This is a genomic window from Ruegeria halocynthiae (genome assembly GCF_000743705.1).
GTDB lineage: Bacteria > Pseudomonadota > Alphaproteobacteria > Rhodobacterales > Rhodobacteraceae > Ruegeria > Ruegeria halocynthiae_B.
This window is the reverse complement of sequence record NZ_JQEZ01000001.1, coordinates 1,156,312-1,172,938: the sequence shown is the minus strand read 5'-3', so window position 1 is coordinate 1,172,938 and position 16,627 is coordinate 1,156,312. Positions and strand designations below refer to the sequence as shown.

The 16,627-nt window shown below is 52.7% G+C and carries 14 protein-coding genes; 4 read left to right on the top strand and 10 right to left on the bottom strand.

Annotated features, from left to right (window positions below):
* Positions 1-110: 110 nt before the first annotated feature.
* Positions 111-1,004 (bottom strand): hypothetical protein, encoded by an 894-nt coding sequence (locus tag JT51_RS05705; protein WP_037308848.1) that lies wholly within the window; start codon positions 1,002-1,004, stop codon positions 111-113.
* Between the two features lie 266 nt (positions 1,005-1,270).
* Entirely contained in the window at positions 1,271-1,918 is a 648-nt protein-coding gene (locus JT51_RS05700; RefSeq protein ID WP_037308845.1) for a glutathione S-transferase family protein, read from the bottom strand.
* Between the two features lie 541 nt (positions 1,919-2,459).
* On the opposite strand from JT51_RS05700, the gene JT51_RS05695 reads away from it, so the two are divergent.
* Positions 2,460-3,326 carry an alpha/beta fold hydrolase gene (locus JT51_RS05695; protein WP_200876064.1) on the top strand — a complete coding sequence of 289 codons (867 nt, stop codon included), beginning with the start codon at positions 2,460-2,462 and terminating at the stop codon, positions 3,324-3,326.
* A gap of 298 nt (positions 3,327-3,624) precedes the next feature.
* Here JT51_RS05695 and JT51_RS05690 read toward each other — a convergent pair whose 3' ends face one another.
* The 7 genes from JT51_RS05690 to JT51_RS22070 all read right to left on the bottom strand — a co-directional run bounded on the left by JT51_RS05690 (position 3,625) and on the right by JT51_RS22070 (position 11,866).
* Positions 3,625-4,809, bottom strand: coding sequence for a site-specific integrase (locus tag JT51_RS05690; RefSeq protein WP_037309580.1), 1,185 nt, complete (start codon positions 4,807-4,809; stop codon positions 3,625-3,627).
* Positions 4,810-5,546: 737 nt separating this feature from the next.
* Positions 5,547-6,806, bottom strand: a complete 1,260-nt coding sequence (locus JT51_RS05685) for an adenylate/guanylate cyclase domain-containing protein (protein WP_037308843.1) — start codon at positions 6,804-6,806, stop codon at positions 5,547-5,549.
* Positions 6,806-7,195: a response regulator gene (locus JT51_RS05680; protein WP_037308840.1), complete on the bottom strand. Its 390-nt coding sequence runs from the start codon at positions 7,193-7,195 to the stop codon at positions 6,806-6,808. Before JT51_RS05680 ends, JT51_RS05685 begins: the two co-directional genes overlap by 1 nt.
* Entirely contained in the window at positions 7,189-9,012 is a 1,824-nt protein-coding gene (locus tag JT51_RS21155) for a sensor histidine kinase (protein ID WP_051927411.1), read from the bottom strand. The genes JT51_RS05680 and JT51_RS21155 overlap by 7 nt, the downstream gene beginning before the upstream one ends.
* 162 nt (positions 9,013-9,174) lie before the next feature.
* On the bottom strand, positions 9,175-10,533 hold the full coding sequence (locus JT51_RS05670) for an ATP-binding protein (protein ID WP_037308837.1): 1,359 nt from the start codon (positions 10,531-10,533) through the stop codon (positions 9,175-9,177).
* A complete protein-coding gene (locus JT51_RS05665; protein ID WP_037308834.1) occupies positions 10,533-11,192 on the bottom strand; it encodes a response regulator transcription factor in 660 nt (219 codons plus the stop codon). The genes JT51_RS05670 and JT51_RS05665 overlap by 1 nt, the downstream gene beginning before the upstream one ends.
* 38 nt (positions 11,193-11,230) lie before the next feature.
* Complete coding sequence (locus JT51_RS22070; RefSeq protein ID WP_200876063.1) at positions 11,231-11,866, bottom strand: PepSY domain-containing protein; 636 nt, start codon at positions 11,864-11,866, stop codon at positions 11,231-11,233.
* A gap of 206 nt (positions 11,867-12,072) precedes the next feature.
* On the opposite strand from JT51_RS22070, the gene JT51_RS22065 reads away from it, so the two are divergent.
* Positions 12,073-13,290, top strand: a complete 1,218-nt coding sequence (locus JT51_RS22065) for a hypothetical protein (RefSeq protein WP_081894603.1) — start codon at positions 12,073-12,075, stop codon at positions 13,288-13,290.
* A 676-nt stretch (positions 13,291-13,966) separates the two neighbouring features.
* Here the strand turns inward: JT51_RS22065 and JT51_RS21415 are convergent.
* Complete coding sequence (locus JT51_RS21415) at positions 13,967-14,809, bottom strand: helix-turn-helix transcriptional regulator (RefSeq protein ID WP_081894602.1); 843 nt, start codon at positions 14,807-14,809, stop codon at positions 13,967-13,969.
* Positions 14,810-15,349: 540 nt separating this feature from the next.
* Here JT51_RS21415 and JT51_RS21410 point away from each other — a divergent pair.
* Both JT51_RS21410 and cpaB read left to right on the top strand, forming a co-directional pair.
* Positions 15,350-15,514 (top strand): Flp family type IVb pilin, encoded by a 165-nt coding sequence (locus JT51_RS21410; protein ID WP_235216115.1) that lies wholly within the window; start codon positions 15,350-15,352, stop codon positions 15,512-15,514.
* Between the two features lie 144 nt (positions 15,515-15,658).
* On the top strand, positions 15,659-16,618 hold the full coding sequence (gene cpaB, locus JT51_RS05630) for a Flp pilus assembly protein CpaB (RefSeq protein ID WP_081894600.1): 960 nt from the start codon (positions 15,659-15,661) through the stop codon (positions 16,616-16,618).
* Positions 16,619-16,627 lie beyond the last annotated feature (9 nt).

Below are 16,627 nucleotides of genomic sequence, written 5' to 3'. Positions count from 1 at the left end.
GCCGCGCGAGCATTGGGCAGCTTTTGAGCCCAGAGTCACCAAACTTCTGCCGTGCAGCCAATGTCCGGTTCTGCCACGTTAGGAAAATTCAAGTCGTCTTAACGGAGTAACTAGTCCCACGAAATCATCAATTCTGGTGCGTTAACAGGGTGCCATTTTTTGCGCTCTGAGTACCATAGAAATTCCTTGTCCGCTTCATACAGGTACCGAAAGCCAGCCAAGATTGGACCACGCACAGTGCCGGGCAATGCGTTGTACTCAGCGGCAAGGCGTTCCCAACGGAAGTCGAACCACCCCATTCGATCATTGTCGGGAAGTGCGTTAGCCAACAAAAGTGCTGTGCAAACGACAAAACCCGGTGTTTCACGCACGTGTGCAACGAGTTCGACAACTTCGCTAGGAACCCATGTTTCGCCTTTCGGAAACTGGCAGTTCTCCGAAGACAATACTTCATCTAGCGCGCGCAAGTGTTCATCTACTTGATAGCCGTAGTCTGCCTTCGCAACGCTCTGGCGAGTTTGCTGATCCATTCTACGCGCAATTTGGCATAGATTTGGGAGTATCTGATCCCGTGGCATTGTGAGACGGCTCTGATCTGGTAGCAGATAAGACGCGGGCTCGTATCTATGAGCGTAGTCTTCTAAAGTATCCAACCCGCGAAGAATGGCTGATCGCAACTTCAGTGGCGCGTTTCTAATGCTCCCAGTTGCTATCTCGGCTAACTCCTTCGCATCACCCGACCATAAACCGCGCTGAAGCTCATTCGATACAAGTACGGCCACCGCAAGTTCAGCCCCTGAGCTTCCTTCCAGCGCGGTTGATACTAGCGCATCGTAGCATCTGACATCATCTTCATTTTCTAACCGGCAGGCCCCAATTTTCACTATTTTGGGAAGATCGCACCCGCCATACTGAGCCAACTTGTCATCAGCAAACGACTGAAGAACGGAAATTAGATCAAAGGCTGATTGCGCCTGTCGAAAGGTAAAGTCTGTTCTCTTCATGCGCCCAAGATAGCAGCAAGTTTCGGCGGATTTAAGGCTTACCATTGCGAAGTAATGCCTAGATTCAAGTTCGCCAAAGCCGACATTGGAGCAGCCGCAGCGAATTCACCCTTTGTCCGCATCTTTCCTACCCGTGCGCGGCGCAGCGAACGCCACGCCGGACTAGGCCCGCCGTTCATGGATCGTGCGGCGAAAGTGTCGGATGAGCCCAGAGTCACAGATGTTGCGCGTTGCGTGAATGGCGGCTTCCGACGAGGCACATTGAGTCAATTGTTTGGAAGGCCGGATTCGGTGGCTTGGAGGCTTTCTCGCCGCGATACGGTTGCCCACCAGTCAGCGAGCTTTGAGTGAGCCTTCAATGCACTAGCGCCTTCCTGTGCTTGCACAAAGTAGGCGATCATCGGCGCTAGATGGCAGTCTGCAATGGTGAAACTCTGGCCATCCAAGACGCGGCCCTCTTTCGCAATGTTGTTCAGTGCACCTAGTACAGTGTGAGACGCATCGATGCCCGCTGTGATTTCAGCTTCATCTGCGACTTCACCGACAGCGGGCCGAAAAACTCGATGGGCAAAAACCTGTCGGACCATGGGTCGATAACCGTAACTATCGACAATCGAGACCACCTGCGTGACGCGCGCCAGTGTCTCAGCTTCGGTTGGCATCAATTCCGGCCCCTCAAAAGCCGCATTGACGTACCGAGCGATTGCGGAAGTTTCGAATACATCAAACTCGCCATGGCTTAGGACAGGCACCCGTCCAAATGGATGCCGTTTGAGATAATCTTCCGGAACATTGGCTGCGAAGGGATCAATCTCTTCAGTTTTGTACGCGACACCCTTCTCGTGCAGCACTACTCGCGCAATACGATTGTAAACACTGTAGCGATAGCCGCGGAGAATGACTGAATATTCCATCTATGCCTCCTACCATAAGAATGGTCCGTGCAAAAAGCGGCCGTAGAAAACAGAAGGTCCAACGGCGGCTCCGTTCGCGACTGAATCGTTGGAACCGCCTGCGGCGAAAGCACGGTTTGAATTTTGTGGCTCAGCGGCACTTTGAATGACCGCTGTGGCGACATTGGCTGCAACGCAGCAGAGAGGGTTCCGCGCCCGCAAAGTGATGCTGCGTCAGCAAAGGCCGCGTGAGCAAAAGGCGGGAAAGTCCGCTCTATCACCGTTCCAGCCTGGGAAATCCAATGTCCGGTTTAAGCGGTTTGCGACTTGCTGCACGAGCGAAGACTCAACGTTTGGTGAAGGTCCGGTAAGGGCTCTACGCACCAGCTCGGGCACGTCGCAGAGAATGGCCGCTCCGAGCCCAATCTGACATCGGCGTTTCATTATGTGGCCCAATAGTTATGGTACAAAAAGGTGAGATCGGCTCGTATCCTCGGATTAAAACTACGCCAGCAGTCCAATGAACTCACCACACAAAGTTATTTCGTTTTTGGAGAACAACTTGACCAATCAAATAACTCTTAGAGATGGTAGAACGCTTGCATTCAGCACTTACGGCGACCCAGATGGAACACCAGTGATTTTTAGCCATGGGTTTTCCGACTCTCACGTAATTCGTCATCCCGACGATAGTCTGACCGCTTCGCTTGGAATGCGATGGATTGCAGCAGACGAACCCGGTGTTGGAGGGTCGAGCCCGAAGAAGGACCGGAAGATGGTCGATTGGGGCGCTGATATGGAGGACCTGGCTGACCATCTTGGCCTCGATTCCTTCAACGTGGCGGGCCATTCCGGAGGCGGCCCCCACGCTTTGGCGGTGGCATTTCACATGCCCGAACGTGTGCGCAAGGTAGCGCTCGCTTCTCCTGTGGCACCATTCGATGAACCCGGCGTTACTAAAATGCTGGTGCTGAAGGATCTGAAGACCATCGCGAAATTGCGCCATTTGACCTTACTGATCCGCTGGGCAGAGCGTATGGGCGCTAAAAGTGCTTTGAAAGACATCCCTTCATACGTGGAGTCTGTAGTTGACCAAATGCCCGACGAAGCCAAAACAATACTCCGCAATCCAGAGCAGCAAGCCTTATTCGAAGAGAACTTTCGCCTTGGTTATCTGCAACACGAGGAAGGAGTTTTCGAAATGACGATGGCTCTTTGGGATTGGGGATTTTCGCCAAAGGAGATCCAGCAACCGGTGGAGATGTTCTATGGTACTGCGGACGATATTATCTCACCGGAAATGCCACGGCACCTTTGCTCTGAGCTTCCCAACTGTACAGCGCACGAGTGGGCGGGTGCAGGACATTATGGGTTTGTGGATCGCGAGCGGTGGACCGAATTTGTCGGCGCGGTCGCTAATCTGTCTTAGCAAGTCAAAGGCGGCAATGTCCCGCAGTGTTTGTTTTCATCACCCTGAGGAACATGGTCTGCAATCCGACCGAAAGCTGCCGAATGCACCCGCAGCGCCTACGCTGAGCGGCAATGGCAGCAAAGGGCTCTATGTGGTTATGAGCGCTTCTAGCGATTCGCTCTACCCGGGGTATACGCGGGGCCGGGTATACCCCGGGTAGGGAGAAAACCCCTATGTAACGTATCGTATACGTAGGGGCCCTACGTAACGTAGCCCGCCTATGTATACGTTCATAGAGTTGGTCACTCTGAATGACTTACCTAACTAGGCGCAACCCGTGGCCGGTCTCCTCCGCACCAACGAATGTATTGAGCCGTGCCGCGTTTTCTTCTGCCGCCCGCCGCACCGGATCATCGGCCAGATGTGCGTATCGCATGGTGGTCTGAATTTGACTGTGACCCAGCAACCGCCCAACCATTTGGATTGGCATGCCCGACGAAACGGCATTCGACGCATAGGTATGGCGCAGGTCATGAATACGGACGTCGTTTAACCCGGCCCGCTTACGTATACGTCGCCATGGCTTTTGCAGGTCAGTGGCATAGTGGCCGGGTCCAGCCCCAGTAATGACATAAGGATTGTCAGGAAGCCGTGGCAGCGCACTCAGAACCGCTCTGGCGGCTTGGGGCAGGGGAATGCGTCGCGCACCCGTTTTGGTGTCTGGTAGCTCCATTCCAACGTCCGTGATGAAGGACCATTGCAAGGTCTGGATTTCACCAAGGCGACAGCCGGTCAGGATCAGCAATCGGAAGGCGGCGACGACAAACGGTGACTCTGCCCCATCCCGCTCTGCGTCTGCCAAAACCTGCCCAAGCCGTTGCAGCTCATTTTGGTTCAGAAACCGTTCCCGCTTTTCTTCGCGGTATTTCGGGACGTGGCGGCACGGGTTTGACCCGTCAGGGCGCAAGCCCCAGATTTCCGCCAGATTGAACATCTTGGACAACACGCCCAATGTCCGGTTCGCCTGATAGGGTTTATCCCGGAACTTGTGGTGCAACTCGGCAATGTCTTTCCGCTCCACGTCAACCACTTTGAAGCTGCCGATGGCCGGAGCAATGAACAGGTCTATTGCCCTACGGTACTCCCCTTGAGTGGAAGGTTTGCAGCGTTCTTTGACGTGAGTGTCAAAGAACCGCTCACACAAGGCCGCAACCGTGGGTGCGCGGCGATGTTGGGAAATCTCTTCGGCAGGGTTCTCTCCCTTTGCCACTTGCCCCATGACTTCCTTTGCCAGCTTCCGTGCCTCGTCGACTGTGATCTTGCCATGCCGACCGATAGAGACACGCCGTGTTCTTCCACCTTTGCGATATTGCGCCTGATAGGTTTTGGCACCGGAGGGCATGACGCGGACACCAAACCCGGCAATCTGACTATCCCAAACAAAGTAGTCTTTCACCTCAACGGGCAGGGCTTCTACGGCGCGTTTGGTCAGTTTCGGCATGCTCATTCCCTTTACTTGTCTTCGCCCCGTGGAAGCATTGTGGAAGCAACTGGAAGCGGTTCATGGCGTAAGAGGTAGGAATTGAGTGGCGCGGTCGTCAATAATAAAACAACGTTTCCAATAAGATAGGGTAGTACAGAGTTTTCGAGCGTAGTTGGTGCAAGTGGGCGTAAGCTATCTCATAACCTGAAGGTCGTAGGTTCAAATCCTACTCCCGCAACCAAACTTAACCACACTAATACAACGCACTAACGCCCCATGGGGCGCTTTCTGCGTTTGGAGCCTTAGCGACTGGTGCTACAGCGGTGCTACGCCACACAGCAAAGAGCAGCATCCTGAACGCACCGAGATAGGCGGTAAGCGTTGTATAGGGGGCCCGAAACGCCACTTTCAATGTTTTCCAACCAGTTTATGACTATTGAGTAAGCGCTCATGCGCCGCTCTTTGACATCGTTAATCTCACCCCGGCTAGGCATGTCTGTAACTCTTTGCCCTGTGTCAATCGGCCCATACCAGCCGTTAGCCAGTACCGCCCAATGCTGCGTCCGCTGCCCACATTCGCTGCGATCGCACGATCATCTACACAATGGATGGCTGACGTGCGGAGCTTTCGCTACGTTTGCGCCAACGTCTGCAATCTGGAAAGCCGAAGCGGAAAATCAAGAAATAACTAGTGTTGTCGGCACACCACCCCAATTGTGCGGATCAGTGGTCGAAAAGCTAATCCGCATCTAATGCTACTTCTGACTGATCTTAATCTCTACGTTCCGAGCACCCGAAAGCGTGCGTTGCAGGTGCAGAAGGGTAAGCGGATCATTCGGCAGGTCCGCAACAAGGGCCGCAAAAGACTGACGTGCGTCTGCCGCGTCTTCGGCCAGCTTTCCATATGCCTCGCAGTACTTTTTAATCGCAGGATGCGCGCTCTGGTCAGTGGGCAACGGCTCAAAAGCAGCCAGCGCCGTAGATTTCCCAGGCAGTAACAAGTCGCCCGCCGGGCGTCCGGAAAAATCTTCTATCTGATCGCGCGTTGCGCCACTTACACAAATCCGGGTGCCAAGATCCTTGTTCGCTGCTTCAAGCCGTGCCGCGACATTCACACTGTCGCCGTAGGCTGTGTAATCAAAAAATGATTTTCCACCAAAGTTTCCGACAATGGCCTGCCCGGTATTTACGCCGATGCGTGTGGCCCCCAGATCCACGCCACGGTCATTCCAGTCTTGCCGGAACTTTTCTGCAAATACATCAATTTCCAACGCCGTCTGCACGGCGCGAGTTGCGTGATCAGGCTGTTGTACGGGTGCTCCGAACACTGCATTCACGGCGTCCCCATTGATTTTCATAACCGTACCGTCATTGTCAAAAACGATCTTTGCTATGCCGTCAATATAGTCGCTTAACAGAGCCACAATGGTTTCAGAGTCCAGGGTTTCGACCAGGGGAGTGAACCCTGCCAAATCGGTGAACATAAACGTCGCGACACAACGCTCTCCCCCTTTCTGAACGTCGCCGGGACATTCTGATAGAGAACGCACAACACTCGGCGAGAAATATCTCGACAGAGTCGCGCGGGCGAGCTCTGCCTCGGCCTTTTCGCGCTGCAGACGTCGGAACATCCGCAGATGGGTCAGCGTCTTCTGAATAGTTGTTTCGAGGTCTTCGAATTCAATCGGCTTGGTCAGAAAGTCAAAAGCGCCGCGGTTCATAGCAGTGCGGATGTTGTCAAGATCGCCATAGGCCGAGATGACAACCGTTTTGAGGTCCTGGTGATCTTCGCCGAGACGGCTCAGCAATGTAAGCCCGTCCATCTTTGGCATGTTGATATCCGACAGGACCATCAGCACATCCGGGTCCGACGCAAGATGATCCAGCGCCTCCTGTCCGTTCTGCGCGAAGACAAACTCCATCTGACCTTTGCGAATTTCACGCCGAAATTTCTGCGTGACAAGCGCCTCTACATCAGGCTCATCATCAACGACAAGAATACGCGCTTTTTCCATCACCGCTCCGTCTCGCCGATTATACTGGACAGCATCTCTTTCAAGAGCCCGAAGTCGACGGGTTTAGAAACCAGACTGCGTGCCCCGCGGATCAACGCGTCATTTTCAGTATTTTTGTCGCCATAGGCTGTCACCATAATGACGGGTAGGTCCGGCATCCGTGCCATGACCTGATCGAGCAATTCCAGGCCGGTCATACCCGGCATGTTAATGTCCGACAGCAACACTAGCACATCGGGCGCAACCGGTTCGACGAATTTACTCAGGGCTTCCTCACCAGATTGGGCAAACAGAAAATCATATTGCTTTTTGCGGATTTCCCGCCGGAAATTCTGCTGGAACAGAGCCTCCGCGTCAGGTTCATCATCCACAAGCAGGATTGTCAGCATAGGTCGTCACCGCCTGGAGCGGGCAATTCAAAACAAAAAGTCGTGCCAACACCTACCTCGGAGTCAAACGTCAATAACCCACCGTGCTGTTTTATGATGTCGAAGCTCATCGACAAGCCCAGCCCGGTGCCTTCGCCGGTGGGTTTGGTCGTAAAAAACGGGTCAAAAATCTTCTCTCGCATGTCATTCGGGATGCCGCCTCCGTTGTCTGAGATAAGTACTTCATAGCGACCAGAATTTACGCGCGTCGCTACTTTCAGTTGCGGCTCGCGGTCGGATGCGCGCGCATACTTGGCTGCTTCGTACATGCCATTAGAACAGATATTCAAGACCACCCGCTGCAGTTCTTGCGGCAGGCATTCAATCTGACCGACATCATCAGACAAATCGGTTTGTAGATCCACATTGAACGACTTATTCGCAGCGCGCGCGCCATGGTATGCAAGGTTCACCGCCTCCAAAACCAGCGCGTTCAGATCGATTAGCTGCTTTTCTGCCCCCCCCTCATGCGAGTGCATCAGCATGTTTTTGACGATGCTGTCCGCCCGGCGCCCGTGCTCTTCGATTTTTGTCAGGTTTTCTGTGACCGTCTGCATCAGATCTTGGGCATCCTCCCGGTCTTCTTCTTCCAGCGTTGCGATGGGCGCCTTTAAGACTGCCATCAGTTCGTCCATCATCTCTGCTGAAAGCTTGGAGAAGTTGTTGACAAAATTCAGCGGATTTTTGATTTCATGAGCAATACCCGCCGTCAACTGACCCAGACTTGCCATTTTCTCGGCATGGATAAGTGAGTTTTGCGTCTTTTTAAGATCGGCGAGAGTTTTCTCTGCTTCCTCCTTGGCCGCTTCAGCAGAATTCTTTGCTACACGCAGTTCTCTTTCCGCATGTTTTTGGGTGGTAATATCCCGGCCGTAAATGTTCGCGTACCCGCCTTCCGGAACTGGCCAAAGCAAAAGGGTATAGATCTGACCACCGGCTTCGTACTCGAAATCTTGCCGTTGATCCCCACTCAAACCTTTGGCGACGCGCTTGCGCCATCCCGTTCCTACTCTGTCACCAACCCTCAGCTGCAGTGCTTCGATCAATGGAGCGCTCGCCTTATTTGCATAAGTTAATTCACCCTGTTCCGTGACACGCAAGACCGGGTTTGGGTTTTCTTCGGGAATGCGCGCCAGTTCACGCATCTGATTTTCGGCCTTAAGCTGATCGTCCAGCGCCTTTGTGTTAGCCAGCGTCAATCTGATGCCTTTGATCGCACTTTTCCGAGTCAGAAGCGTAAGCTGTGTGATTGCGAATACGGACCCCAGAACCGTGACTGTGTTGATATACCAATCAAGCGAGCCCCAAAGTAGCATTGCCAACCACGTTAAACCCATGATCGGGCCAGAAAACCCCCATGAAACCCTGAGCGAAACCGTTGTGGCCGCGCCAAATCCACCAATGAATGTAAAGAGGTACAGCAACATTTGTTCATGTGGTTCCAAGGTTGGAAACATGAAAAAATTAAAACTACCCCAGCTCGTGCCAAGGATTAACGATGTGATTAGAAACACGCGCAACCGACGTGGGGAAATTGATATGGGGCGCGGCTTGTTGCGTAGCTTGTAGTAGCTTTTCAACCCCATCAGATTCATGATCAGTAATATCGTCACCGCTGCAATCGCGGGTGGTGTCAGATTTGCGAAACCAATCTGAGTGATTATCACCGAATAGGCTATGAGTGTGTAAAATGAAAAGATAGGCGTTGTAGAAGCAACATCCAACGCTTCGTGGATACGCAATTCGCTTTCGAATTCCTGATCATTGAGGTCCGTCAAACGAGTACCAGCCTATAATTAGTTACTCCGCCAAACCTAGAGACGTCATAATGACTTGGAAAGCGCCAAAGCTTGCTACCTGCAATGAAGTGACGATCGCAGAGGCGTAACACCACTTCGGGCAACGCTCTTTTTCAAGACCAAGGATGGTAGGGTATCGTATTAACTCACTTGCGCCGGTGTTGGTTTTATGTTGGTCGGGATCACCACCCGACTATTCAATCCACCCAGGGAGTCCGATTTCCCCAATTCAAGCCGGGCACCGTAAGCGTTCAGCAAATCAACTGCAATTGCTAGTCCTAGCCCGCTGCCTTTGAACGAGGTATCAAGACGCCCCCCGGAGCGCAGCGCTTCGGGCCGTGCATTTTCTGGAATTCCGGGGCCGTCATCTTCGATGCAAACTTCGATACTGCCTGCCCGGCGTTGTGCCGTCAGTCTTACGGTGCTGCGACACCATTTGACTGCGTTGTCCAACAAATTTCCAAGAACCTCTTCAAAATCCTGAGTGTCCATGCGGACCCAGAGTTCAGGATCATTGCTGATTTCAAGGGTTTTTCCATCTCTTTCGGCCATTGTTGAGAAAAGCCGTATTAGCCGATTGACCGAATTTGAAACATCTGTGCGAGAATGCGTCAGCTCTGCTGTGTTTATCGCCCGCAGCCGCGCAAGCGACCGACCGAGTTGAGCATCAATCCGATCCAAAGCCTCCTGAGCGATTCCAGTGCTGACATCGCTCTCGGTCATGCCTTGCAGTTCGTTTCGCAGAATGGCTGCCGGTGTTTTCAGAGCATGAGCGAGATCGGCAGCGTGCCTGCGAGAGCCGGATACAATATCCCGATTGCGACGTAAGAGCTGGTTGAGGTCCTCGACCAGAGGGGCCACCTCTTCTGGATAATCCGCCGGGTCGAGGTCGTCATCAAAGTCCCATCGGTGAGACACATCCGTTCGCAGTTTTTGCAGTGGCCCCAGTATAAACGTCATAAGCAGCAAAGAACCCGCAACACCAATCAGGCCGACAAGCCCGAATACGGGCAGCAAACTGCGCTGAGCTGCCCTGCGTTCATTGATCAGTTGGGACTGGCTTTCGGCAACGCTGACGCCCCAAATGGTTCCATCTTCGTAGGAAATTGTTTGGTAGACGCTACGAAGCACTTCGTCTTCTGGGCCTGAAGTGTTCCAAAGTGTGGCGTTTTCAGGGGAACCGGACGGTTCCGCAATGGTTTCGTCAAACAGCGAAGCGGACGTGAAAACCTCTCCGTCCGCGTTTGAGATTTGCCAGTATCGGCCTGAATATGGCGTGCTATAGGCCGGATCGAACATGATATCGCGCAATGCATCGGGGTTCTGTGTTGTCACACTCAGCCCGACGACAAGTTGCGTGTGCCGGTCAAGAAGCGCGGCGTCGAACTGACTTGAAACGCGGGAATCGATATAAGAGAAAACAGCCAGCGTGCCCACACCAACGGATAAAGCCCCGGATGCGACCCCTCCAAACAAAGCCCGTTGACGCAGTGATAACATCAGCCAGAATCGACCATATATCCACGACCCCGAACCGTTGTGATCAAGTCTGGTCCCAACTTCTTGCGTAGGCGATTGATGAAAACAGCAATGGTGTTTGAGTCCCGATCGCCATCATATTCGTAGATATGCTCCGAAAGCTCAGTTCTTGGGACCATACGACCCGCGTTATGAGCCAGGTAGGTTAGCACCGCGATTTCCTGTGCGGTCAAGTCAACCGGAACCCCGTCGGCGGTCACCCGACCATAGCGTGTATCGAGAATGACATTCCCCATCTCGATTACAGGGTTCAGTTGTCCGCTTTGACGACGCAGAATGGCGCGGACCCGCGCAGCCAGTTCCGGCAAATGGAACGGCTTGGTCATATAGTCATCTGCACCCGCATCCAACCCATCGACCCGTTCGCTCCAGCCATCGCGGGCCGTTAGTATCAGGACCGGTGTCTTGATGCCGGCTCCCCGCCATTCACGCAAAACAGAGATACCGTCGCGCTGCGGCAAGCCGATGTCGAGGATGATCATGTCATACGGTTCGGTTGATCCCAAATGCAGGGCATCAACGCCATTATTGGCAATGTCGACCACTCGTCCCTCTGCGTTCAGCAGTTTTTTGACTTGATCGCAAAGGTGCGGTTCGTCTTCGGCGACTAAAATTCTCATATCTCGAATCTACAGGTGTGTGATCAATAGTTTAAACACTATTTTTTACCACCACCGTTCCCGCCGGAGTTTCCGTTCCCATTCCCGCCGGAGTTTCCGTTCCCATTCCCGCCGGAGTTGCCGTTCCCATTCCCGCCGGAGTTGCCGTTCCCATTCCCGCCAGAGTTGCCGTTCCCATTCCCGCCGGAGTTTCCGTTCCCGTTCCCGCCGGAGTTTCCGTTCCCGTTCCCGCCAGAGTTCCCGTTCCCGTTCCCACCGGAGTTGCCGTTCCCATTTCCGCTGTTCGCCTGGCTGTTGTTGGATTTCGCCTGGGAATTAGCGTTGGCAGAGTTACCAGCTGTGGATCGAGCCGCGTCGGAGATCTGGCGTCCAACAGTAGAACGATTGGGCACGACAACGCCCGTTTGAGCATTGACGATGACGCTGATAATTCTTCCGTCGGGTTTTTTGACCAGAATGCGGTAGTAGACCTTGTCAGCCTGAAAGGCGCGGGCGTCCACCGGGGTCCCGCCAAAGACCCTTTCCACACCTTTGATGACTCTTTTCAGCCGAATGGCGCTGCCGGATGTTGTCGCTTTGCGCAATTCAGACTGTTTCAATTCACGCGCAGCAGCATGCCCCTCTCCAGCCTGGAGAAAGGCGAACAGACAAGCGATGATCAGAAGCCTCTTCATCTTCAATACTCATTATCGCGCATGCACCCCCAAAATCTACTGGTTTTAAGGTGAACTGGCGGTGAACGGACAGTTAGTCGCGGGTTCAACAATAATGGGCTTTAATCTGGGCGTTGGTTCCTGATTCCGACACAAACCCCAGCGTCTTCGGAGCGTATCGTTACGCGCTGTTAGGCGAGATTTGCATTCAATAAACGAGGATTGTCATGAAAACCAGTTTGACCAGCCTAATGAAGGTTTCCGCTATGGCAATTTCCTTACTGGGGTCCACAGCGATTGTTGGAGCGATCGTAACGCCGGATGTTGCCTTCGCAAAGGAAGGCAAGGGAAACGGCGGTGGTAAAGGAAACGGCGGCGGAAATGGAAACGGCAATTCTGGCGGAAAAGGTGGCGGCAACGGTGGCGGAAACGGAAATGGCGGCGGGAACAGCCAAGGCGATGGTGGCGGCCATGGAAAAGGCCACAGCAAGGGTGGCGGATCTGCCGCGTCTAAGGGTGACACAAGTAAAGCTGCTGGAAAGTCAGGCCGAAACACTTCTGGATCAGGCACTTCCAAGTCGAAATCTTCGAAGGGCGGAAAATTCTCTCTGAAGGGCCTGATGACCGGGAGCAAAGGCAAAGCCAACACCAAGCGACAAGGCGGCATCAAGAGCTTGTTCAAAGGCAACAAGACGCTAAGCACCAAAGCGCAAACAAAAAGAACGACAGTCAAGAAATCTCTGAGACCCGCTAGTCGCAAAGCAAAATATCTTGAGGATGGTACGCTTGAACCGCGCAACCTTGGCAAGCTGAATGGTGCTATCAACTCCAGCGTCAATGCAAAGCTTGCGCATATTGCCAATGGTCAGTTTACGAAGGGTACCGGGCCAGTCAGTCTTGCCGCCGGTCTCGCCGTAGCGGACGCTAAATTCAATCACGCCATGGGGGAAGACAATCCATACAGCCCTGAGGATATAAGAGAAATCTCAGCGGCATTTGGGTATTTGGACGATGCCCCCATGTCCCTGCAAGAGGCCGAGGATGTCCTGGCTGACGAAGCAGCGAATCCAGGAACAACTAATCCTGATGTCTTGGATGACGCACAGGATGTTAAAGATGCACACGACATAACCACCGATGACGCTGGGAACCCGATTGATCGTCCAACTGAGGATCAACAGGCTTCTGCAGAGGCCGTGCATGAAGCAGAGGACAGCCTCCTGGGCCATTACAAGGGCGATTTTTCTGACGACGACACCATGGCAATGCAACAGCAAGATCACGTCCTCGACGCCGTACGGGCCTCAAATCCGGATGACAAAGCGGTCAAAAGCGCGCTTGGTGTTCCGGATGAAGAATACGATGACGACGTTAGCACCGATCCGGTGGCAGAAGACGAAACCTCTGACGAGAAACCAGAAGAAGAGTTGGCAAACAACGGTTAATCCCTGCGCCAACAAGCGGGGTGACGAAGTCGCAGAGGCAGCTGCCGCTGCTTTGGGCGACTTCTTTTTCCCAATTCTTTGCCGCGAGCGGCGGTTAGAAGGTTGTGTCCAGCACGAACGCGACAACCAAAGTGGTTCTTGCTGGCCGCCCACAGTTTGGCAACTTGCAGAGTTCGAGGCACCGATATCCTACCTTACCAATCAAAAAACCCGCTCCGGCAGGAGCGGGCCTCTGCTTTTAAGTTTTTCCGGGTAGGACGTGTCCCGGTAAAACTGAAGATGTCGTGACAGGAGATCAGGCGGTCTTCTTCGCCCCATCAAGACGCTTGTTGTTAATAATGTCCATCAAAGCACTTTCGATAGGAGGGAATCGACCTGTGTTCGACTTCGCGGTGTTTGAGAGCTCTATTCGCACGGTGGAACCAGTAGATCTCATGCCTTGGAGGACTTGATTCACAGCAGCAACTTCAGTGGCAGACTTCATCAGCTTTTCCCCTAACAAAGGACCAAGCATATAGTTTCGCGTTTGGCCCGAGTAAAAGAGTATGCCTGATAGAGGTTGAACACTGAAAGAATACACTATTCACGTTCTGTTAATGTTGTTGCCGATACGTAGACAATAAGTGCGTAGCCATCACTGTCGATTTGTATTGCCGCATCAAAGCATCAAGCAAAATCAGCCAAAGCGCGCGGCCCCAAAGGTCCTGGTATTGTTGGTGCTATCCGCCTTTCGGTTCAACAGGTGCAGCAGTTCGACCTGATTGGATGCACCCGTCTTGGAAAAAATCGAGCTCAGGTGCGAGCGAACTGTGGCAGGACAGACCGAAAGGGTGCTTGAAATCACTTTGACTGTCATTCCTTCTTTCATCATTGCGCAAACCCGAAATTCGCTCCGACTGAGCGCCGCTGGATTTTCAGGATCCAGAATGGGTGTGAGTTCGGCGTCCCCGATTGCCCTGACGCCGTGGCCTCGGAATTGATTGAGTTTTGCCGAGATTGAGCCCGGGGGGCGATGTCCCCAACCAGATGCAAGTGTTGACGCCAAAACTGTCACCAGATCCAAGTTATGACGCGCAGGCCGGTGCTGGTAGTGTAACTCCAGATGATCACAGTGGCCCGCCGATACCTCAAGTGGAACCACAATGGCTTCACCCAACCCACTTGGGATCTTATCTCGACACAAAAGCGACGGTATGCCTTCAGCGTCCGTCAGATCTGATAATTTCCATATCGATCCAGTTTTCGCTGTTTTTAAACACGCGCCCAAAATCAACTCTGCCTGTGCTTGTGGTTGATAAGGCCATATTTTCCCTTCTTGAATGCAGTGACGTGCAACGTATTTAATTTTTCCGCTTGGTACCGGTAATCGTGAAATTAGTGCGGCATCTGCACTTGCCAACCGCATTAATTGATTCAGAACGTCTGAAATGGACTTTCTGCCATTCAAGGCTTGTGCCCACTCCATTACAAAATTCAAACTGTCCTGCGCGCAAACGCTTTTCGAAAAACTGTTACTCATTACTTTTACAATCCATCTAACAAAAAGCCAGCTCAGTCAGGCTTCCGACACGGCCCCCACCGTCCATTCAAACTTGTTCTACTTAGGTTCGACCGACAACTGGTTTTGTGGCGCCGCTATAGGTGCACGTTTGAAACTTTTGCGAGAAGCATCTTTCAATTCAATGTTTTTAAACAGTAAAATTTTTGAATTTCGGAAGAAATTTGAATTTCCTTCTTCCGATTTGTGATTTTCTTGCGCCGAAATCTCCTCATGTTTCCTCCACATTTTCTCCAAATTCTAGCCAATTGTTTCCGGAATCGATGATTCGTTTGTTTGTGAATGGCCCGTTAATCTGTGGTTAAAAATCTTCTCCTAATGGCGGAGCTATACTTCGCAAAAACGCCATAAAGTAGTAAAATTACCATTCTTGACGGAAGGAACGAGGCTTTAGCGCAATTACCGTAATTGGAGAGCTACTGCACGAATGCCTGGCTTGCGTTGCAATACTGCGCAACGTCGATCTCAATTTAACCTTTCGGGGGAAACATGACTAAATTCATGAACAAGTTTGTAAAAGAAGAAAGCGGTGCGGCAATTGTTGAATATGGCCTCGCCCTTTTGGTCGTCGCTTCGATTGCGGTTGGTGCTTTCACGTATCTTGGCACGGAAACCAACAACAACGTGACTGCCGCCTGCACCGCCCTGGGCAGCGCTACCTGCTGACAGCTGGCGAGCTTGCGTTCGCACAAAACGACATAATTCTGCGCCTAGCGTTTTTGCAGAGGCGCAGAATTTACCGCCGGGATTTTCGAAAGCCGACAACTACAGATGTTTCGAATTTTTTGAGCGTAACTTTTGGAGACAGAGATGCGTATCAGACCATTTATCACCACGCTCTTCGGGATCGCGATTGCCTCCGGTTCCGTGTACCTGGCGAAAGATCACATTCAGTTTAAAACAACCGCCACTGGACCGTCATCAAATGCCGATCTGGTAGAAATTTACGTCGCCCGGTCGGAAATCGCATTTGGTCAGACGATTGAAAAACACGACGTCGCTGTTCATTCGTGGCCCCGCGACGCGCTGCCTGCCGGTGTGTTTACGGACATAGACGTGCTTGTTCCCGAAAGCAGACGGCAGCTGCGCCGCGCCAAGGGTCGGTTTTACCCTGGCGAAGTGATGCTGTTATCGAAGGTTTCGAATTTTGGTGAAAAGGTCACTCTGGTCCAGAAACTTGGTGAAAACACGCGTGCTATGTCGATAAAAGTTGACGCGGTCACTGCGGTGGGTGGGTTTGTTACTCCCGGTGACTGGGTGGATATTGTTTTGACACAGGGCGCGAGAATGGAGTTGCGTGCTGTGACGATACTTCAGAACATCCGTGTGATTGGTGTAGATCAACAGTCTGAAGAACTAAGCGATCAACCCGAAGTCGCCCGCACGATCACCGTAGAAGTGACGCCACAACAAGGCCAGCGTCTTGCTTTGGCCCAAAAGGCCGGAACGTTGAGCCTGACCCTCAGGACGTTGGACGGGGTCGAAGACGCGCCAATGGAAATGGTGCGCCTGCGTGATCTGTTACAAGAAGAAGGCCCTGCGGAAAAAGCTGAAGTTCAACCCACTGTCAGGGTGAACCGGGGCACTGAATCCGAAGTGGTAACGATCCAGAGAACCCCTCGGGACGCCGAAGGTGCGGCCGCCGCCGACCCGGTTTCTGAGACGGTGCCCGACAATCAGACGGATGCAAAAGATTCGCCTGCAGACGCAGTGCCTGGGGTAAGACCCAAAATCCGCGAAATCGAAGTCAGCCAAAACTCTGGACAGTGAGGCAGAACC